The organism is Facklamia miroungae (assembly GCF_012396555.1).
Lineage (GTDB): Bacteria > Bacillota > Bacilli > Lactobacillales > Aerococcaceae > Facklamia > Facklamia miroungae.
In genome coordinates, this window is sequence record NZ_JAAXPS010000001.1 from 44632 (window position 1) to 64182 (window position 19551).

The 19551-nt window shown below is 35.8% G+C and carries 22 protein-coding genes and 1 pseudogene; all 23 read left to right on the forward strand.

Annotated elements, in window-relative coordinates; genetic code table 11:
- Nucleotides 1–25: 25 nt before the first annotated feature.
- The gene (locus HF969_RS00325; protein WP_090288776.1) at nt 26–355 is read left to right on the forward strand and encodes a P27 family phage terminase small subunit; all 330 of its coding nucleotides are present in this window, start codon (nt 26–28) and stop codon (nt 353–355) included.
- Nucleotides 339–1988: a terminase TerL endonuclease subunit gene (locus tag HF969_RS00330; protein WP_168427118.1), complete on the forward strand. Its 1650-nt coding sequence runs from the start codon at nt 339–341 to the stop codon at nt 1986–1988. Before HF969_RS00325 ends, HF969_RS00330 begins: the two co-directional genes overlap by 17 nt.
- 14 nt (nt 1989–2002) lie before the next feature.
- Entirely contained in the window at nt 2003–3202 is a 1200-nt protein-coding gene (locus tag HF969_RS00335) for a phage portal protein (RefSeq protein WP_090288778.1), read from the forward strand.
- Nucleotides 3203–3334: 132 nt separating this feature from the next.
- Nucleotides 3335–4141, forward strand: a complete 807-nt coding sequence (locus HF969_RS00340; protein ID WP_090288779.1) for a head maturation protease, ClpP-related — start codon at nt 3335–3337, stop codon at nt 4139–4141.
- Nucleotides 4141–5346, forward strand: coding sequence for a phage major capsid protein (locus HF969_RS00345; RefSeq protein ID WP_090288780.1), 1206 nt, complete (start codon nt 4141–4143; stop codon nt 5344–5346). The genes HF969_RS00340 and HF969_RS00345 overlap by 1 nt, the downstream gene beginning before the upstream one ends.
- 11 nt (nt 5347–5357) lie before the next feature.
- On the forward strand, nt 5358–5618 hold the full coding sequence (locus HF969_RS00350; protein WP_090288781.1) for a hypothetical protein: 261 nt from the start codon (nt 5358–5360) through the stop codon (nt 5616–5618).
- 15 nt (nt 5619–5633) lie between these two features.
- Nucleotides 5634–5912 (forward strand): hypothetical protein, encoded by a 279-nt coding sequence (locus tag HF969_RS00355; protein ID WP_090288782.1) that lies wholly within the window; start codon nt 5634–5636, stop codon nt 5910–5912.
- Nucleotides 5902–6264, forward strand: a complete 363-nt coding sequence (locus HF969_RS00360; RefSeq protein ID WP_090288783.1) for a hypothetical protein — start codon at nt 5902–5904, stop codon at nt 6262–6264. Before HF969_RS00355 ends, HF969_RS00360 begins: the two co-directional genes overlap by 11 nt.
- The gene (locus tag HF969_RS00365) at nt 6236–6607 is read left to right on the forward strand and encodes a hypothetical protein (protein ID WP_090288784.1); all 372 of its coding nucleotides are present in this window, start codon (nt 6236–6238) and stop codon (nt 6605–6607) included. Before HF969_RS00360 ends, HF969_RS00365 begins: the two co-directional genes overlap by 29 nt.
- Nucleotides 6607–6993: a hypothetical protein gene (locus HF969_RS00370; RefSeq protein WP_090288785.1), complete on the forward strand. Its 387-nt coding sequence runs from the start codon at nt 6607–6609 to the stop codon at nt 6991–6993. Before HF969_RS00365 ends, HF969_RS00370 begins: the two co-directional genes overlap by 1 nt.
- 19 nt (nt 6994–7012) lie before the next feature.
- Nucleotides 7013–7591: a hypothetical protein gene (locus HF969_RS00375; RefSeq protein WP_090288786.1), complete on the forward strand. Its 579-nt coding sequence runs from the start codon at nt 7013–7015 to the stop codon at nt 7589–7591.
- 20 nt (nt 7592–7611) lie between these two features.
- The gene (locus tag HF969_RS00380; RefSeq protein ID WP_090288787.1) at nt 7612–7974 is read left to right on the forward strand and encodes a hypothetical protein; all 363 of its coding nucleotides are present in this window, start codon (nt 7612–7614) and stop codon (nt 7972–7974) included.
- 204 nt (nt 7975–8178) lie between these two features.
- A pseudogene (locus HF969_RS00385) lies at nt 8179–10122 on the forward strand (phage tail tape measure protein); the annotation flags it as partial.
- Nucleotides 10123–11113: 991 nt separating this feature from the next.
- Nucleotides 11114–11818, forward strand: a complete 705-nt coding sequence (locus HF969_RS00390; RefSeq protein ID WP_090288789.1) for a phage tail domain-containing protein — start codon at nt 11114–11116, stop codon at nt 11816–11818.
- A complete protein-coding gene (locus HF969_RS00395) occupies nt 11815–14313 on the forward strand; it encodes a phage tail spike protein (protein WP_090288790.1) in 2499 nt (832 codons plus the stop codon). The genes HF969_RS00390 and HF969_RS00395 overlap by 4 nt, the downstream gene beginning before the upstream one ends.
- A gap of 11 nt (nt 14314–14324) precedes the next feature.
- Nucleotides 14325–14474, forward strand: a complete 150-nt coding sequence (locus tag HF969_RS00400; protein WP_168427119.1) for a hypothetical protein — start codon at nt 14325–14327, stop codon at nt 14472–14474.
- Nucleotide 14475: 1 nt separating this feature from the next.
- The gene (locus HF969_RS00405; RefSeq protein WP_090288791.1) at nt 14476–16245 is read left to right on the forward strand and encodes a hypothetical protein; all 1770 of its coding nucleotides are present in this window, start codon (nt 14476–14478) and stop codon (nt 16243–16245) included.
- A gap of 15 nt (nt 16246–16260) precedes the next feature.
- Complete coding sequence (locus HF969_RS00410) at nt 16261–16608, forward strand: hypothetical protein (protein ID WP_090288792.1); 348 nt, start codon at nt 16261–16263, stop codon at nt 16606–16608.
- 2 nt (nt 16609–16610) lie between these two features.
- A complete protein-coding gene (locus HF969_RS00415; protein ID WP_168427120.1) occupies nt 16611–16772 on the forward strand; it encodes a hypothetical protein in 162 nt (53 codons plus the stop codon).
- A gap of 13 nt (nt 16773–16785) precedes the next feature.
- Nucleotides 16786–17079, forward strand: coding sequence for a hypothetical protein (locus tag HF969_RS00420; protein ID WP_090288793.1), 294 nt, complete (start codon nt 16786–16788; stop codon nt 17077–17079).
- A 2-nt stretch (nt 17080–17081) separates the two neighbouring features.
- Nucleotides 17082–17330 (forward strand): holin, encoded by a 249-nt coding sequence (locus tag HF969_RS00425; RefSeq protein ID WP_168427121.1) that lies wholly within the window; start codon nt 17082–17084, stop codon nt 17328–17330.
- Complete coding sequence (locus HF969_RS00430; RefSeq protein ID WP_090288795.1) at nt 17323–18351, forward strand: N-acetylmuramoyl-L-alanine amidase; 1029 nt, start codon at nt 17323–17325, stop codon at nt 18349–18351. The genes HF969_RS00425 and HF969_RS00430 overlap by 8 nt, the downstream gene beginning before the upstream one ends.
- 545 nt (nt 18352–18896) lie before the next feature.
- On the forward strand, nt 18897–19253 hold the full coding sequence (locus HF969_RS00435; RefSeq protein ID WP_090288796.1) for a hypothetical protein: 357 nt from the start codon (nt 18897–18899) through the stop codon (nt 19251–19253).
- Nucleotides 19254–19551: the final 298 nt, after the last annotated feature.

Sequence of the window (19551 nt, forward strand, 5' to 3'; positions counted from 1 at the left end):
GCGCGCGCGTGAGAGGGGGTATTAAATGGCGAAAAAGAAAACAGTTAATAAAATCCGAGAAGATTTAACTCTATTTCTTGAAGATGCGGGTATTTACGGTGAGCATTTCTATAATCTTGTGGACGACTATTGTAGGCTTTATGAAATTAAAGAAATGCTTTGGAATGACATTAAGGAACGCGGTGTTGCGGTTGAATGGCAGAACTCTGAAACTTCTAAAGGAGTTAAAAAGAACGAATCTGTTGGAGAATACAATAAGGTGAACAGTCAAATGATGAACATCCTAAAACAACTTGGCATCACGTCAGAAACATTGCGAATGCTAGGCGGTGATGAAGATGGAGATGAATTCTAGTTATCATCCTGCAATAGATAAATACATGAACATGGTCGAGTCCGGTGAAATCGAATCGTGTAAAGAACAAAAGCTGTTAATGAAATACCTTCGAGAAAAATTAAAGGATGCAGTTATAAAAAGTGATTTGATTGATAAAGCTATTCGTAGAATGAACCAGTATTTTGAAGGCGAATTGATGCCGTGGCAAGAGTTTGTAACAGCATTCGTGTTTGGCGTGTATGATCAAAACGATATGATTATGTTTAATGAATTCTTAGTCATGATGGGGAGGGGTGGCGGTAAGACAGGTTTTATGTCAAGGCTAGAAATGGCTTTAGCAACTACTGAACCAGTGAAGAAATATCATATTGATATTGTCGCCACTTCCGAAGACCAAGCAAAAGAATCTTTTAATGAATTTTGGGAAATACTCGACGATGATAAGCAAAATAATCAAGAAAAAAAATTCAGGAAGCACTTCTATTTCACCAAAGAACAATACATTTTTAAAAAAACAAGAAGCCGCGTTATGTATCGGACTAATAATCACAAAACAAAATATGGTGGACGACAAGGGGCTGTCATCTTTGATGAAATACACTCATACGATGATGAAAAATCAGTCAAAGTGTTCATATCAGGTCTAGGGAAGAAAGATAACCCTAGGCGTTTTTATTTTACGACTGATGGATACAATCGTGGCGGTTTCCTAGATATGTTGAAAGATGAATCGGTTTTAATTTTAAACGGAGATCGGCCAAATCGAAAGACATTTCCATTTATTTGCAAATTAGATGATGCGGAGGAAGTTCACGACAAAACTAAATGGGAGAAAGCCAATCCATCGCTTAGATACTTCCCTACTCTTAGGCAAGAGATGGTTGATGAATACGAAAAACTTGAAGACCGTGGTTCATCTAAAATTGAATTTATGACTACAAGAATGAACATTCCTATGAATGATAGTCACGAGTCGGTAACCACGTGGGAGAATCTCTTAGAAGCTAACGATGAAGTTATTAATTTAGATGGAATGAATTGTATTGGAGGTATTGATTATGCAGATACAACGGACTTTGTTGTTGTGGGCTTGCTGTTTAAAGTTGATGACATCTATTATTGGAAGTCACACACATTTATCTGCCATCGATCTCTACAAGGACGTAATTATAAGGTGCCAATTGATGTGGGTGTGAAAGAAGGAAGAATAACAATCATAAATGATGATATTATATCGCCTAGCCATGTAGCAGGTTGGTTTATTAAACAATCTAAGAAGTATCGCATCAAAGATATTTGCACTGATATGTATCGTATCAGTTATTTGTCTGACGAATTCGAAAAGAATGGATTTAATAAACTAACATTATCTCGAAGCGGATCAAGAACCCACACAGAATTAGAGCCGTTCGTCAATGAGATATTCGCTTTTAATCGTATCAAGTGGGGCAAAGATTTTATGATGAATTGGTATACATGGAACACTTATAAACATCGAGATGGTAAAGGGAATATGACTTATGAAAAGATCGAACCGAAGTTAAGAAAAACAGATGGATTTATGGCTTTACTTCACGCTTTGCAGCATAGAGATAAGCTTAATGTTCTAGTTGTGAAAATTAGAAAAAGTCTCAAAACCTATACATATTAGAAAGGTGGTGAAACATGGGAATATTTGACATTTTTGGGTGGAGTGGATCGCATAGTAATCCACAAGTTAGAACCAGCTTATCAAGGAAACAACTAGAAACACTTATTCAAACAACTTCGAATAGCGTTCACTTCCATAGGTATGCTATTCAATTGTGTGTCAATAAATTAGCTAGTGCATTAAGTCTTTGTAAATTTGAAACCTACAAAGAGTACGAGAAGATTGAAGATCATTACTGGTGGAAGTTTAACTTTGAACCGAATAAGAATATGAACATGCACGATTTCTTATATCAGTTAGTGCATGAGATGGTATATGACGAACGCGGGGCTTTAGTCATTCAAAATTTAGAAGGCGATTTTGTGGTGGCAGAAAGTTACGAGGTTGTAGAAGGTAGCTTTATTGGAAATATTTACAAGAATATCCATTTATACGGCGGTATCGTTTTAAACGAGTCTTATAGAGAATCTGATGTGCTTAGGTTCCAATTACCAAACAAAGAAGTAAAGGCGATTGTAGACGGTCTATACCGCGAGTATGGCCGATTCTTATCCGTGGCATCAGAAGCATATATAAGAGATCGTTCGTTAAAGCTAGTTCTTAATATTGGATCAATGTTTAATCAACAGCCGACTGAAGTTGAAAACGAAGATGGAGAAATTGAAGAAGTCGATCCAGTGGATGAATTGATGCAACATCGATTTAAGAATTTATTTAAAGGTGGCGATACTTTAACGCCCTTAGAAGAAGGGTTAGAAATCGAAACGCTTTTCGAAGGAAAAGGGGATGAAAAACAGCAAGCAGAAATTTATAATTTGTTTGATTCAATCATCAATTTTACTGCAGATGCTTTTGGCATTCCACGCGGACTGCTCAAAGGGGATGTAGCTGATGTGGAAGCTATGACAGAAAACTTTGTGACATTTACTATTCGACCACTTGCAAAAGAAATAGAGACTGAATTAAACCGCAAACTTTATAAGAAAGAAGGTTTAATAAAAGGTTCTAAAATTAAATTAGTTACAGGAACTATCCAAACTTACAATGTAGTATCGTTTGCTGCTGCAGCAGATAAATTAATAGCAGCAAGTATCGCGACACCTAATGAAATGCGTGAGGCATTAGAATGGGAGCGAATTGAACAAGCTAAGATGGATGAAATAAAAGTAACTAAGAACTATGAACAACTGGAGAAAAGTGAAGATAAGGAGTAGTGATCCAAGTGTATCTTGACTAGCAAAGAGCTTAACCAAATATAAATTTTTCAGACGGTCAAATGACGGTCTTTTTATTTTGTCCTGAATATGACATTAAACTTTTCCATCAACTAAGAAAGGAGGACGCGAATGAATAAGAAGTTAAAAAACATACCTTTCCAATTTAAAAATGAAGTAGTCAATAATAAGACTGTTTTAACACTATCTGGAGTGGTCGGCAAACCATATCCGTGGGAAGATGAAACAGACACTATAAATGAGAAATTAATCGAAAATGCGTTATCTGGAGTTGATGGCGATATTAACATTCGGTTGAATTCCCCGGGTGGAGATGTTTTTGAAGGTATTTCAATATGTAACTTATTAAAGTCTTTGGATAATCACGTTACCATTGAAGTTACTGCATTGGCTGCAAGTGCTGCATCAATTATCGCTATGGGTGCTGATAAGGTCATTATGGATCAAGGGTCAAGCATGATGGTGCATGAAGCTTCCACGATGGCATGGGGCAATAAGCAAGATATTCAAAAAACACTTAATGCTTTAGAAACTATCGACAAATCATTGATTTCTATTTATCAGACTAAAACAGGTCTTGATGAAAAGACAATCAGTGATTTTTTAACTGCTGAAACTTGGTTGACCGCTCAAGAAGCTGTTGAAAATGGATTTGCTGATGAAGTTGGCAACGTAGACATTGAAGATGAAATTGAACCAGAACCAGAAAAAGTTGTAGATACTGAAGATGAAAAAGGTACAAAAGCAAATGGTGGATTAATCGGATTAGATGGCATTACTTTGGTGTCTAACGAAATAATTGCTGAAGTAGCTGCAAAAGTGCAAGAGAAGTTAGAGGATCAGTTGAAAGAAAAGAAACAAGAAGAACCAAAACCACAAAAAAATTTACTTAAAAACTTTTTAGGAGGAATTAATTAATGAAAAATTTTGAAGAAAAAACAATCGATTTTGAAGCATTAAAGAAAAATGCTTATGAAGCAATGGCAGAAGGCAAAGAAGAAGAAACGAAGGAAGCATTTAGTGCTTTGTTTGATAATATGGCTGAACAAGCTAAAAAAATGGCACAGAATAAAACAAGTGAATTATATTCAGCAATTCAGGACGATCAAATTTTAGTAGCACGTGGCGTTCGCATGCCAATCACTTCTAAAGAAATGAAATTCTTTAATGAAGCGGTAGAGAAACAAAAATTAGATGGTCTAGAAGCTGCTTTCCCAACAACAATTATCGAAAATGTCCTCTCCGATATCACTAAAGAACATCCGCTTTTATCTGCAATTGATACGCGATATACAGAAGCGGTTATTAAATATATCTATGCAGACCCAACTGAAGTAACCGCCTACTGGTCAGAAATCCCTGCAGATATTAAGCAAATTCTATTACGCACATTCAAGAATTTAGAAATGACGGTAGTTAAGCTACATGGTTTCATTGCCTTGCCAAAAGGTTACTTCCAATTAGGTCCATCTTGGTTAGCTAACTTCGTGACTACAAGCTTACGTGAAGTTATGACTGCTACATTAGAAGCTGGAGTAATAAACGGTGACGGTAAATTAAAACCAATCGGTATGATGCGTAAGTTATCTGGATCAATAGATGGAGTCTATCCAGAGAAAACACCGGTATCCATTACTGAATTCACACCTAATTCATTAGGCGGAGCGCGAGCTTTATTAGCTAAAGAGAAAACTTTAAATGGACAAGTCGCTTTAATCGCAAACCCGGAAACAATTGCAACAAAAATTGATCCTGCTCTATTCTTTAAGAACGAGATTGACGGTTCATGGAAACAAGTTGGATTGCCTTATGGTGAAACAATTATTCCTTCTTATGCCGTGCCAGTTGATAAAGCAGTATATGGTGTACCTAAAAACTATTTATTAGCAGTTGCAGGACAGTTAGATATTCGTAAGTACGAAGAAACACTTGCTATTGAAGATATGGACCTTTATATCGGAAAGATGTTTACAAATGGTGTCGCTAAAAATGCTAATGCTTTTGTGGTGCTAAACTTAGCAGGTATTCAAGGCATTACCCCAGTTGCAGCAGATCCAAAAGCTGAAATTGTAAAGCAAGACTCAATTAGCCCGCAGAAAATAGAAGCAGCCCCTTCAGTATAGGAGTGAATTATATGTATAAAGTAATCAAAAATTTTCACGACGCAGAGGATAATGAATACTTAAATAATAAAAGTGATCAATACCCTCGAAATGGATTAAAGCCGACAGAAGAACGCATTGAAAAACTGATTAAATTAGGTTTTATCAAAACGTTAAGTAAAAAGGAGTTAGAATCCAAGGCAAAAAAGGATCTGATTGCTTTACTTGAGGATAAAGATATTTCACATGATGTGAAAATGACTAAAGCTGAATTAATAGACCTTCTTGTATAAGGGGGTCTTTTAATTATGTCGAATGAAGAAATCTTACCCATTGTAAAGCGACACTTAAAGATTACCTTTTCTTATATGGATGATGAAATCCTAGAATTGATAGAAGAAACTAAAACTGTCATAAATTCAATCTGTGGGCTGTCTGAGTATAAGTACGGTTCATTAGCTATGAAACTGTTAAAAGCTCATGTAAGGTATGCAATTAGCGCTTTGCCAAGCACATTTGAATATGATTATCGTCACGATCTCTTAAAGCTTCAAATAGAGAATGGAGTGAATCGAAGTGGTAAATAAAATGGAAGAATTGCTTAAAGACGGTAGGCTATTCTTTGGAGAGATCAAAACAGAACGTGACGCTCATCGAAAAGTAACTGGAGAGAGGTTTATCCGAACGGGTAACCTCTTTTTTAATTACGTTTCTATCAATCAACGGTTTGATGAATATCATGTTGGTCATATATCAGAAGTATTAATGAAAGTAAAAGTTTATTTCACAAAAGATATTCACACTTCGCATAAGGTAGAAATCGAGCAAACTATGTACGAAATTCTAACAATGGACCCCGACAGAGATCGAAAATATATTTATCTATTTTTAAAGAAAGTGGGTGAATTAGATGCAAATGACCGTATCGAGTCAAATTAAATTAGACCGCATTATAAAAGCTATGGAAGATAGAGAACATCCTGTCTTTGCGATTGATTTGAATAAAGACGAAATCAATAACTTTGATTCTTTCTTCATTTATAACGATAAGGGGAACATCTTCCGTGCTGAAGGAGCCAACCAATATAGGATGAATTTTACAGTCTTGTACATTTCTAAAACGCATGATGATATTGATGAAATAACACTTATTGACGAATTAATTAGATATGGCCTTACCTTTGTAGACTCATCACGTGAAGAAGCAAAGTTCAAGGAGACGGATCAAACAGCATTAGTCATCACATTGAATTTCACTCAAATTTTTAGGTTGTGTCGGTAATGGTTAAATTCAGTATTGAATTTGAAGATAACGAAGAGCTATTAGAAGCATTTCAAAAAGTACCAAATAAAGCTGAAAAAGTGACCAATAATTTTCTAGAGTCTAAAGGCGCTCCAGAAGCTATGCGAGCGATTATTGGTTTAATGCCAGTTAGTCGAGTTAGTAAGCGTCACGCAAAAGATAGTTCTTCTTTAAAACAGAAGATGGAAAATTTAGGCTTTGAAATAATGCCTAAGAAAAAATTTAATTACTTAGTTTTCCCGAATGACGGGGTTGGATCAAAAAACTTAAAAGAACAAATTTTCTTCCAATTAGGTTTGAAACAAGTAGAAGGATCAATAACAATACAATTAACAGATGTGCTGCTTAAAGCTGCAGAATTATAAAACAGGAGGAATATTAAATATGTTAGGAACAGAACAATTTGACCATTTTGAAATCACAAACGGAATGTTTCGTAAAGCTTCAGAAGGTCTTTTACTAGCGGCTATGCCTATCGGTTGTACTGGATCAGTTTCAATCGAACCAGAAACAAGACCAATCATTAAACGATGCGAAGGTAAAGTTGTTAAAGAAGTAACTATTATCGAAAAGCTAACAGGAACATTTACCGGACATTTAACTCTAGCCATGGCAGAAGTTGTATTCGGTTTATCTGGAGACGGATTAAAAGAAGGAGTTAAAGGATACGGACGCAATTCTTACGGTGGATCAGGGTCAGCAACATGGGATGTTTATGATATTGCACGAGAAAATCGTAAATTAATTGCATTGCCTAATATGTCCTGGACCGGTGGACTAAAACGTGTCTTTACAAATGGTGAGGATGAAATTGCGGAAGTAGAAATCGATTTCTCTGCTTTAATGGATAAAAACGGTTATTGCTACTATGAAATGATCGTGGAAAGTACATCTGATCAAGCAATTGTTAATGCTTGGAACGCACAATTTAGCGAAGATTTAGTCAAAGCACAATCAGTTTAATGTCAAGGAGGAATGGCGTCATGAATATAAGAGAAATTAAAGAAATTGAGTTAAGCAACGGTGAGATCGTTCCAGTTAAAACGAAAGTATCTTTAGGAATGGTTAAGAAATATCAAGAGGATGAAATTATTCCGAAAGATTTTATCAACAAGATGCTAACAAATAATGTTGCTGCTCAGAATTTAAAAATTGAAGATTTATTAGGTGTGGCATTTATGTCTTACAAAAATGCTGGTGGCAAAATGTCATTCAAAGAATTTGAAGATGAATGCCCACTTGATATGGATGTGTTAGCTATGATCTTCGTAAATATGATTATGGGCGGAAAAGCAGGACAAAAATCACAGTTTAAAGATGCAATAACTAAAGCAACAAAAAAGTAAAGGACGGTTCCAACAAAAGAACTCCCCGCATCGATTATAGCGTAATAACCATCATAGAATTGATCAGTTATTACGCTTTTTTATTTGATATAAATTTGGAAACCGTTTTAACTATCCCTTTTGTTGAATTGGAAGAATTGGCATACAACAAAGTAATTTTAGAAGCATATAAACATAGTGAATAATTATGAAAGGAGGCAATAAATGGCTGAAAAAGAAGTAAAAGTTCGCTATAAAGTCCTGAACTCGGAATTTAATAGCGGTATCAAAGACATCAATTCAGGTCTAACCACATTGAATAAAGAGTTCAGACTTCAAAAAGAAGAAATGCGATTAACTGGTTCTGAGACAGATAAACTTGAAGCAAGTTTATGTAAGTTATCGCAAGAATATGATTTAGCTAAACAAAAAACCGAACTAACCGCTCAAGCATTCGAACAGGCAAAACAGATTATGGGCGAGAATTCAAAAGAAGCACAGTCTTGGGGCAATAAGTTATTAGACGCTCAACGTAACGAGGAACGGTTAAAGAATTCTATTACCGAAACCACGCAAGCGCTTGATAAGTCCAAAAGTGCTATGAGTGAATCAGCACAAGAAAGCGAACATAACAAACAAGCAATTGCAGACTTGCAAAACGAACAAGTTCAATTAGCTGATGAGAGCAAGAAGTTAAACAGTGAATTAAAGCTTCAACAATCGTCTATGTCTGAAACAGCGACCGATGCAGAAAAATTAGAGATGGCTGAAAAAGGCTTAGCCCAGCAATCTGAACTGGTTGGTAAACAAGTTCAAAATTTAGAAAAACAACTTGAATTAGCCAAAAAAGAATATGGTGAAAACTCAAGAGAAGTCATGCAACTTGAAACGGCATTAAATGAATCCAAGACAGCATTTAATCAAGTTGAGAACGAAATGCGTGATATAAAGAGCGCATCTGGTGATGCTCAAGATGGCATGGATAAGCTGAATACAACAATGAAAGCTGATTTACTGATGGAGTTTGGCGATCAATTGCAGAACATTAGTGAGAAGCTTATTGAAATGGGTCAGCAGGCTTTAGAAGCGTTTAGAGAAGTAGATGCTGGAATGGATATCATCACTACTAAGACAGGCGCAACAGGCAAGCCTTTAGAGGAAATGAAACAACAAGCAAAACAGATTGCTACTGAAATACCCGCTGACTTTGAAACGATTGGTAACGCAGTGGGAGAAGTAAACACGCAATTTGGTTTAACTGGAGACGCTTTGAAGGAAACTTCCAAAGATATTATTCGTTATTCAGAAATCAATGGATCACATGTTACTGATACATCCATTATGGCCAAACAAGCACTAGAAGCTTACGGGTTATCTGCTGACTGGTTAGGCGACGTATTAGATTCCACTACAATGGTGGCACAAGGAACTGGTCAATCAGTTGATGATCTCATGCAAAAAACAATTGAAGGTGCACCACAAATTAAGGCCTTGGGTCTTGAATTTGGCGAAGGTGTGGCTCTGATGGGTCAATTCGAACAAGCCGGAGTAGATTCCAGTCAAGCATTAAGTAGTTTAAGTAAAGCATCTGTTATTTATGCGAAAGATGGAAAGACTTTACAAGAAGGTCTAAAAGGTACAATAGATGCAATTATGAATACTAGCGATGAAACTGAAGCGCTAAACATTGCTCAAGAAGTATTTGGTACAAAAGGTGCTGTACGTATGGTTGATGCTATAAAACGTGGAACCTTTAGCATGGAAGAATTATCTAAAGCATCAGAAGAAGCAGCGGGGAAAGTAACAGATACTTATGAAGATACTCTTGATCCAATTAAAGAATTTGAAATGGCACAAAACGCTCTTAAATTGGTGATGAGTGATATCGGAGAAGAAATTGGCAAGGTACTGGCACCAATCTTAAAATCATTAGCGGGATTGTTGCAAAAAGTCGCGGATTGGTTTTCCGAGTTATCTGAACCCACTAAAGAATTCATTGTAATTATCGGAATAATAGTAACGGTGTTAGGGATGTTAGCGCCTATCATAGCCGTTTTGATTGCAGCTTTCTCTGTGTTTGGTTCAGTTATTACAACTATTATTGCACCTATCGCACTAGTTATCGGCGTCATAGTAGGCCTTGGACTTGTTTTAAAACACCTATGGGAAACTAATGATCAATTTAGAGAAAACGTTATAAACACATGGAATGCAATCAAAGAGTTCATGGAACCTATCATTCAATCAATTAGTGATTTCGTAATGAGCATTTGGGGTACATTGACGAGTTGGTGGAATGAAAACAACGAACTAATAAAACAAACGATTAATACAGTATGGGGCTGGATAAAAACGTTTATCTTCTTAATAATGGATCAAGTTTTTAATAAAGTTGCCTTAGTTTGGGGCTTAATTCAAGGAGTCACTCAAACTATATGGCCAATTATTCAAGGCATTATCCAGGGAGCGCTAGATTTTATTCTAGGCATTGTAAAAGCGACAATGCAATTGATTAATGGCGATTGGCGTGGCGCATGGGAGACCGTAAAACAAACGGTATCTCAAGCGTGGGAACGTATTAAATCAGGAGTATCACAGGGAGTTGAGGCATCTAAAGACTTTATGATTAATGGTTTTATTTCAGCTAAAGATAAAGTGGCTTCTATATTTTCAATAATAAAAGATACAATCACCGATAAAATCAACGGAGCTAGAGATGCGGTTAGAAATGGTATCAATCGTATCAAGAGCTTCTTTAATTTTAGTTGGTCGTTGCCTCGATTGAAATTACCTCACTTCTCAGTTAGTGGAAGATTTAGTTTAAATCCGCCAAGAATTCCATCATTTGGTATCAGTTGGTATAAAGATGGTGGTTTGATGACTGGAGCATCCCCATTCGGATTTGATGGAAATAACTTCCACGTAGGTGGGGAAGCAGGCCCAGAAGCGATCCTTCCATTAACTTCTAAAATATTAGGTGAAATTGGTGCGGGTATTGTTAAAGCAACGAATATTACTAATCAAGAATATGAAGGAAACACTGTTAATGTATATGCAGATGTTTCTAGCGATTACGATGTTTATAAAATGGTCGACATCATCGATGTAGAGTTAGGCAAAAAAGAAGTACGAATTAATAGAGGATTGGGGTTGGTTTAAAATGCTAGATGTATATTTTGATGAAATTGTTTTAAGTCACCATAATCTATGTCTTGTAGAGAGACCGCTTATACCAACTGCTGAAAGAGAAGTTGTTCACCATGATAATATTGATTTGTTAGACGGAGGATTAACTGAATTTGGTTCACTAAAGAATAGACCAATCACTCTAAAAGTAAACATTCTAGAAGAAAATTTAAAACCTAAATTAAGAGAGTTTAAAGGGGCGTTTTTAAATAAACGCTCTTTTAATATGATCTTTGGTGATGATCCGGAATTTTATCACCGTGTTAAGTCTGCGAAAATAGGCAATATCGAAAATGAATTCTATCAAAAGGGTGAATTTAATATCGATATGATTTTAGACCCTTTCGAGTATTATAAACACCGAAACATTAGTAAGGGAACTAACTCCATTAAAGTGGATAATCGCGGAACTTATAAAGCTTTACCAATCATACACATAAAGGGAACTGGGAATATAGTTTTAACTGTAAATGATATCTCGATGACGATTGAAGGTATGCGGGATCAAATCATAATTGATTGCGAAAAGCTAGATTACTACAATCCCTTAACGCCTAATACATCTACTGAAAAAATACATACAAAACACTTTCCAGAGTTGCCTATGGGTTGGAACACAATTTCAACCAAAGGTAATGTTTCTTCAATTGAAGTGGAGTTTAAGGAGCGATACTTATGATTTCTGTATTTAATAAATCAGCCATTACTAATGACGAACTGGCAGGCGTCGGACGTCCTATATTAGATAATTGGGCGAAAGAGGCTACTTACTTTTCCGCATTGAATGGGGAACAGTATGTAAAAGTTGTGATTCCACATCGATCAGAAGGTGTTGATAAAAAAAAGCTTCCTAATGAATTGGATATCTTAAAAATAATCGACATGAATGATGAAGAAGATTATTACCGTGTTCGTAAAATAAAAATTACACTCACTAATTACGAGATATATGCGGAACATATCACATACGATTTAATTGATAACTTTATTGAAGAAATAAATATCGTTGGTTTAACGGGTCAAACAGCAATGGATCATATATCGATGAATACTCAATTCCCACATCGATTTAAACTTTTTAGTGATATTAATAAACAAGCAAATATTCGAATTGTTCAAAAAAACCCAATGGAAGCAATTATCGGAACGGATGAAAATACATTTATCAATCGAATGGGCGGAGAATTACAGCGCTTAAGGTTCACTCTATCTATGAAAAAACGGATTGGAAAGGATTTAAAAGATTCCATCAGGTCGAGCAAAAATCTCACAGGTTTTGAAAGAGAAATCGATATTGACAGCGTAGCGACTAGGATATTACCAAAAGGACCTAACGGAATTTTATTACCTGGAAAATACGTAGATAGCCCTTTGATTAATAACTACCCACATCCAACTATAAAAGTGATAGAGGTTAAGAGTGAGTTCGAGGGTGATTTTGAAAAGCTTTCTGATCTAGAAAAGCAACGAGTCTATTCAGAAATGCGTCAAGCTTGCAAAAAAGCTTTTGATAGCGGTATAGACAAACCTAAAGCGACTTACAAGGTGAACTTTGTCACTTTAAATAAGACAGAAGAGTATAAGGATTATCGATCTTTAGAATCTGTGAACTTAGGTGACACCTTAGAAGTTTACGAAGAAGAGTTTGATATATATATCAAAGCAAGAGTTGTGTCAGTTGAATATGATCTATTGAATAAGAGATATAAGCAAGTCACGCTTGGAGCATACCAAAACGGTTTAATTAGAAATCAAATTAATACGGGTAACAATTTAGCCTTTAAATTTGATGAAATTAACAAGACCGCAATCACCGCTTTAAAGTCTGCAAACGGAAAGAACACTAATTACTATTCAGATGATGAACCACAAAATCCTGATGAAGGTGATTTATGGTTTAAATCGAATGGAACTGTTTGGCAGTATGAAATAGTTGACGGTAAATTAGATTGGGTAGAAAAGACAATCAATAAAGAGCGTTTTAAATCTCAGTTTCAATTGATTGAATCGAAAACGAAAGAACTATTGCAAGAGATACAAGACGCAGAACAACGGGCTAATCAAGTTATTGCAGATGCTGGTTTTGAAACGCTTGGAAAAGCTAATCAGAAAGCCGAAGAAATAGCTTTGCAAAAGTATAACGAAGCTATAAATGAAGCGAAAAGATTGGACGGTGAAGTAAGGACAGAAGTAAATAATTTAATTGACGGCATTGAGATTGACTTTAGTCAAATGACTGGGGGCGATGAATTTAAAAATGCAGTCATTCAAGCGACCGTTGATTCGATTAATCAAACTATTTCAACGGTAACCAATGGTAATGTTACTAACTTAAATCATTTATCCCATACAGTTAATGGTATGCAACATTTAATAAGCAACCCAGATGGGTTAGCGAATCAGATATTGGCAAGTAATCTTTTTAAAACCGAGATTGCTAATCAGATAGGTTCATCAGTTACAACTCAAATGGCTGATTCATGGTCAACCATTCTAAGAGATTCAGGTGACCAAATAATAACAGCATTAAACGCTACTGATGGCGGAGTTTCTATAAAAGGTGACTTAATAAGGTTAGACGGAACAACGCTAATGGACGACGCATTCGCTAATAATATTTTTACTAAAAATTTAACCACTGAAAGCATTCGGGCGAACAGTGCTGTTTTTGCTAATGCAATTGTAGATCAACTAGATGTGAACAGAATGACTGGTTATTCAGCTACTTGGGTAGAAAACGTATTTAATGGGGTTTACTCAAAACTAAAAATAACAGGAGATAATATTTCAATTGTAGATAACAATGGATACTCAACAACAATATTTCACAACTTTGGAATGCAAGTTTTACGAAGAGGAAAACGTGCCGGGTGGTTTCAGACATATGAAGGTGGAGTTGGTGTTGTTGCAGATAGTGGGAATGATTTAGTTTTAGGTTATAGAAATAACAATAGCACTACTGCAATTAATAACTCAATTGAAATAGCTGCAGATACTGGAGACATCAGTATGTATGGTAGAAGCGTAAAAATTAACGGATATGATGTGAACAGTTTGTTACAAACAGTTTTAAATTTACAAGGATTAATTAATTCAGCTAGCGGAAAAGTTGCTATTTCAACTGATTTTGACTCTCAAGGCAAGTCTACTGAATGGCGATATTTAGAAGCTTAAAGGAGGAAATTATGACATCTACTGAAGAAATGGCACTATTTCTAGCCAAAACACTTGAAACAAAAAACAGTATTATTAATCAGTTAATCAAACAAATTAAGGAAAAAGATATTGAAATTTCAGAAATGAAAAAGCAACTAGAAGAAGAAACGGAGGGATAATATGCATGGACACGGAATTCTATCCGTCCAAGACCTTAACTCGGGAACAGTCCTTAAACAAGGCGACAAGACTTTATTAAAATTTAAGTTAGTCGACTATGACAGTGACGAATTAAATATTGTGGGTAAGCCAGTTGAAGTTGTTTTAATGACTACTAACTTTAAAGAGAAATTGACAATTGCTAATACAACAGTCGGATCGGATGGATTGGTAAGCTTATCAATTTCAATCGATTTGTTGCCTAACGAATATTACATGGAGTTTATCGTTAATAATAAATACATCTTTCCGTCTGAACATCGTTACTTTTGGCGGATCACACCATCTTCGAAAGGAAGCGACTTGAACATTATCAGTATGGTTGGGGTAGATGAACTAATCGATCGCATCGTGCCTAAAGTAGAAAAGGCATCGGCTGACGAAGTTGCAAACTTAGTCAAGCCTAGAGTAACACCTAGAATCGATTCAGATGGTACATGGATAATCGGCGGGGAAGATACAGGGTTTCAAGCTAGAGGACCAAAAGGTGATAAAGGCGATCCTTTAGAATACAAAGACTTGACCGAAGAACAAATCTTGGAATTGAGAGGAGAACCGACTGACTTATCGCCATATCTAACAGAAGAACAATCTGATTTTAAATATCAACCTAAAGGAAATTATACAACTGTTGTACAAGCGGAAAGTAAGTATCAGCCGTTGGGAAACTATCTATCTAAAAATGAACAAATTGGTGGGAGGAATTTACTAAAAAATTCATATTTAAACAAACCTATTGCTAGTACAGGAGATACGTACGAAATTAATGATTATAAAGGCACTAAACCAATAGCTTATAGTTATAAAGACTGCCCTTTTTTTACAAAAGGCGTTTATACCTTATCTTTTGAAGCAAAAATAGGAGAGAATAATCCTGAAACATCATCAATACGTTTATCTACTATAAAAAATGGCTCGGCATCGACAATAAAATACATTGGTCGTTCTCAATTTTCAATAGAATGGAAAAAAGTATCTTATACATTCACATTGAGCGAAGATATAGGCATAGGGTTACAAGCATATACTCATGCGTTTGGTTCTAAATTCGCTACTTATGTTGCTTTTAGAAATTTCAAAATTGAAAAAGGTTCAATCGCAACCGACTGGACACCTGCGCCCGAAGATATGGTCAGCAAGAATGGGAAAGATTTCAAGCAGTCGATGACGGTTAAAAATTTAATTAAAAACATAACAGGAAACACGATTGGAACTGTCGAAAAAAGCGGGCAAGAATACACAATCGCTATAAATAATTTAGATTCTTACCCAAGTTTTAGAATGGAATCCGAAACTTATTGGAACCCTAATCATAAATACTACTTTAGTCTAAATGGTTTGTTCAAATATAATTCTGTCACTTCCATTTCTTTTAGAGGATACGGAGAACAGTCGAAATTAAGCATTATAGCTAATATTATGACTAACTATTCGGTAGTTATAACACCTACTACCGAAGGATCGGGTCCTATTCTATTAAGACATAGAACAAGCGACAGTGGAACTTATCAAATAGGCGACGTTATAAAAATAAAAGAACCTATCGTTATAGACTTAACCTCAACCTTCGGCGCAGGCAACGAACCAACCAAAGAACAGTTGGACGCTTACATCGCAAACGGAGTGATTGACTGGGCGAATAACGATATTAGGATTGGCGCAAACGTTACGATTTATGAAAAGATAAAGTTTTTAGAACAGGCTATTGCTAGTTTAAGTAACCCAATTTAATTAGGAGGAATATAAATGTATAAATTAACAGAAATGCTTTTGATGCCTAACGGAAACACTATCGTACACTTGGAATACAACGAAGGGCGTAACTCGTCTTTCGATACAATCGAATTGATCGGTGACCAAACGAAAAAAACAGACAAGGAAGTCATCGAATTATGCAAGCAAGCAATCCGTGACCGCTTGAATCCTGAAAATGCAATTCGAAGCATTAAGGAAGAACTAAAGGACGCTAAGCTTAAAATCGACGAAGAAACAGCCAAAGCAAAAGCCGAAATGGGCCAGCAAGTCGCAGATGCTAAGTTAGAATTGCAAATGTTGATTGGTGAATTAGCCGAAAGCTTATTAGGAGGTTTTTAATTATGGTAAATATGTTCGTAAATTTAATTAGACATAGCGATAGGACTGGGTGGACTATTAAGCGAGTTCCTGAATTATGGCGTGAAGACGTTAGAAAAAAATGCATTGAAGAAGGATTGATTGAACCTGATCCATCACCAGAAGAAGAAAACGAAAAACCTTAGAAAGGGAGATAACATGACAATAGATTTAATTCAATTAGCTAGTGCGGCGGGGGCGATCATTACGATCGTCTCTCTTGCTGCATTAGTAGTTCAACCTTTCCAAAAAATAGTAAGTAAAATTGACGAGACAATGAAGTCTCTTCAGGAAACAATGGTAAATCTATCGTATGATTTAAAAGAATCTCAAAAAGATCGCGAACGCATTCATTCAGTGTTAGCTCGTCACGAGGAACGTATTGGTGAAAACGAAGATAACATTATAAAACACGAGGAACGTATTACTACAATCATCAAAAAGGAGAAATGAAAATGGAATTCAACTTATTTATCGTACCAGTAACTATGATACTCACTGAACTATTGAAGCAATATATACCAAGTAAATTTATCCCTTTACTAGCCGTCACATTAGGCTTAGTAATGGGAATTTTTTATGGCGTATATTATGGTCAAGACTTATTTGTTCACGGTTTCCAAGGTATAGTTTATGGTGCTTCTGCAACTGGGTTATATCATACAGGGCAACGAATTAATAAAGGAGTGAATAACAATGAATAAATATGAAGTCAGAAAATTTGAACAAATGCTAACCTCTATTAATTTAGGCGGTTGGATGTCAGCAGACCAAGTTCTTCACTTGGTCTTGCACTTTGTCGGTGCAGCAGGTCAAGCATACGGTAATGCTAAATATTTTAGAGAAAAATATAGAGAAGCATCCGCACAACTATTCTTGGATCCAAATCACGATGTGCAAGTCGTTCCTTTCAATCGAGTGGCTTGGCATGTGGGAGATGGTCGTGGTAAATATGGAATTACTAATCAAAACGCTATTGGTATCGAATTGTGTCAAGATACATCTACTGGTTCAAATGTTTGGGAATGGGATTTCCACCCACGCACTCGTTTAGAAGCGATTCTAGTCTTTGCTTATCTAATGAAGAAATTTAACGTGCCTTTATCACGGGTTGTCCGTCACTATGACGCTTCTCGTAAATCTTGTCCTGGAAACTGGATGAAAGATGATTGGAAGAAATGGAAACTATGGAAGAAAGACTTAGAATTGTATGTGACTACTGGAAAGCTTGTAGACTCTCAACGAGGTATTGTCTACATTGATAAGCCAGGATTAGAAGACAGCAAACCTAGCACCCCGTCTACACCTAGCGTTAAATTAACTAATCGTGAGGTTGCTAAACAAGTCTATCGTGGCGACTGGGGTAATGGTCAAAAACGTAAGGATCGTTTGACTAAAGCAGGCTACAATTACACAGCCGTGCAAGTAGAAGTTGCCAAGTATAAAGAAGAATTGAAAGCAGGCACGAAAGAACCAGTTAAACTACCTCAATCTATTGGTGTATATATATTCAATACCAAAGTATGGGTAAGAACAGAACCACATGAAGGTAAAGCTTCAATTACCGAAGAAGGCTACATGTATGATAAAGACGATACCATTTCATTAGAGAAAGTATTTACTCAAGATGGTTGGGTATGGGGACAATATACTTCATATTCTAAGAAACAACGGTTCATTAAGATTGGTGCTGATGGCGGTAAGCAGTTTGCTACTAAGTTATAATTAGCCAAGAGTGACTAATTTTTTTATAATAGTCAAATTTATTGACACTCGTGACAGTGATTGATATATTATAAGTGACGAAAAGTTTCGTCTGTTATATGTTTTCGTCTTGTCGGAGCGTCGGCAAAAAATCTAACACGATAGGTGTTTTTTGATACACCAAACCCCACCTTATTGCCGTAAGGTGGGGCTTTTTTTATCTATTCAGAGGTGTTTTAATATTTAATAATGGTTCTATTTATCAAACCATTTGAAACTGCAAAATGCTACAACCAAAGGAAAGATTAAGCCTTGCAGTACTAACACGATAATAGTGTTTTCCATACGATACACCTCCTTATAATTTCGGTACCTTTCAGAGGTGCATGCCCCTCGTCGGGGTCCATAAATAATATATCACATTGTCACTGTAAAAATATATAGAAAAAAGTACCCACTTTCATAAACGGAGGTGGGGTTATTTTTGTGTCTATATAATAGGTAGAGATAATTAAACTTTACTTACAGAACACTTGTTCGTATAATTTACTCAAAGGAGTGATTATATGAGCGTGGATCGTTCTTATTTACAATCAAAAGCAGCTAGAGAGTATCAAGACCGCAAGATGGCCAAGTGGATGGGCTTCTTCCTATCAGAACATACAGGATCTCTTAAAAAAGATTACAATACAGGGGAAGCTGTTTATGAAAGGCAGAGTCCTCAAGAGAAAATGATGTTACTAAGTCAAGCTTTCACACAAAAGCTAGAAATAAGATTTACCTACATAGATTCTACAAAAAGAACTACATTTATAAATGGGATAATTGACGTATTTGATTTTGATAAAGTTGGTGTTAGAGTAGAAGGAGCTTATTTATTCATTAATATGGATGATTTGATTAGAATTGATTATGAAGAATAAAAATTACCCCACTTTCTTAATTAAGAGTGGGGTAAAAAAGGGGCAAAAAAGGGGCAGAAGGGGCATGATTTTTTGAAATGCAATGAATACCTATGAATTACAAATGTTTATTTGTAGGCGTTTTGAAACGTAGTGAATTGCAATGAACGATAAAATAAATATCCGTTCATTATCTGGAAAAGCAGCACGTATCAGAGAACGCGGACGTTAGAAAACATTTTGAAAGTCTGTTTTGCAGGCTTTCTTTTTTATTATACAATTAAAGCCTCCATTTGCGACGAATGCAAATGAAGGCTTT

Bases quoted from the DNA above. Each gene is read 5' to 3' on its own strand.
- HF969_RS00350 (WP_090288781.1), top strand. From the start codon at position 5,358: ATGTATAAAGTAATCAAAAATTTTCACGACGCAGAGGATAATGAATAC.
- HF969_RS00330 (WP_168427118.1), top strand. From the start codon at position 339: ATGGAGATGAATTCTAGTTATCATCCTGCAATAGATAAATACATGAAC.
- HF969_RS00355 (WP_090288782.1), top strand. From the start codon at position 5,634: ATGTCGAATGAAGAAATCTTACCCATTGTAAAGCGACACTTAAAGATT.
- HF969_RS00425 (WP_168427121.1), top strand. From the start codon at position 17,082: ATGGAATTCAACTTATTTATCGTACCAGTAACTATGATACTCACTGAA.
- HF969_RS00380 (WP_090288787.1), top strand. From the start codon at position 7,612: ATGAATATAAGAGAAATTAAAGAAATTGAGTTAAGCAACGGTGAGATC.
- HF969_RS00430 (WP_090288795.1), top strand. From the start codon at position 17,323: ATGAATAAATATGAAGTCAGAAAATTTGAACAAATGCTAACCTCTATT.
- HF969_RS00390 (WP_090288789.1), top strand. From the start codon at position 11,114: ATGCTAGATGTATATTTTGATGAAATTGTTTTAAGTCACCATAATCTA.
- HF969_RS00395 (WP_090288790.1), top strand. From the start codon at position 11,815: ATGATTTCTGTATTTAATAAATCAGCCATTACTAATGACGAACTGGCA.
- HF969_RS00420 (WP_090288793.1), top strand. From the start codon at position 16,786: ATGACAATAGATTTAATTCAATTAGCTAGTGCGGCGGGGGCGATCATT.
- HF969_RS00400 (WP_168427119.1), top strand. From the start codon at position 14,325: ATGACATCTACTGAAGAAATGGCACTATTTCTAGCCAAAACACTTGAA.
- HF969_RS00325 (WP_090288776.1), top strand. From the start codon at position 26: ATGGCGAAAAAGAAAACAGTTAATAAAATCCGAGAAGATTTAACTCTA.
- HF969_RS00340 (WP_090288779.1), top strand. From the start codon at position 3,335: ATGAATAAGAAGTTAAAAAACATACCTTTCCAATTTAAAAATGAAGTA.
- HF969_RS00435 (WP_090288796.1), top strand. From the start codon at position 18,897: ATGAGCGTGGATCGTTCTTATTTACAATCAAAAGCAGCTAGAGAGTAT.
- HF969_RS00345 (WP_090288780.1), top strand. From the start codon at position 4,141: ATGAAAAATTTTGAAGAAAAAACAATCGATTTTGAAGCATTAAAGAAA.
- HF969_RS00415 (WP_168427120.1), top strand. From the start codon at position 16,611: ATGGTAAATATGTTCGTAAATTTAATTAGACATAGCGATAGGACTGGG.
- HF969_RS00335 (WP_090288778.1), top strand. From the start codon at position 2,003: ATGGGAATATTTGACATTTTTGGGTGGAGTGGATCGCATAGTAATCCA.
- HF969_RS00365 (WP_090288784.1), top strand. From the start codon at position 6,236: ATGCAAATGACCGTATCGAGTCAAATTAAATTAGACCGCATTATAAAA.
- HF969_RS00375 (WP_090288786.1), top strand. From the start codon at position 7,013: ATGTTAGGAACAGAACAATTTGACCATTTTGAAATCACAAACGGAATG.
- HF969_RS00410 (WP_090288792.1), top strand. From the start codon at position 16,261: ATGTATAAATTAACAGAAATGCTTTTGATGCCTAACGGAAACACTATC.
- HF969_RS00405 (WP_090288791.1), top strand. From the start codon at position 14,476: ATGCATGGACACGGAATTCTATCCGTCCAAGACCTTAACTCGGGAACA.
- HF969_RS00370 (WP_090288785.1), top strand. From the start codon at position 6,607: ATGGTTAAATTCAGTATTGAATTTGAAGATAACGAAGAGCTATTAGAA.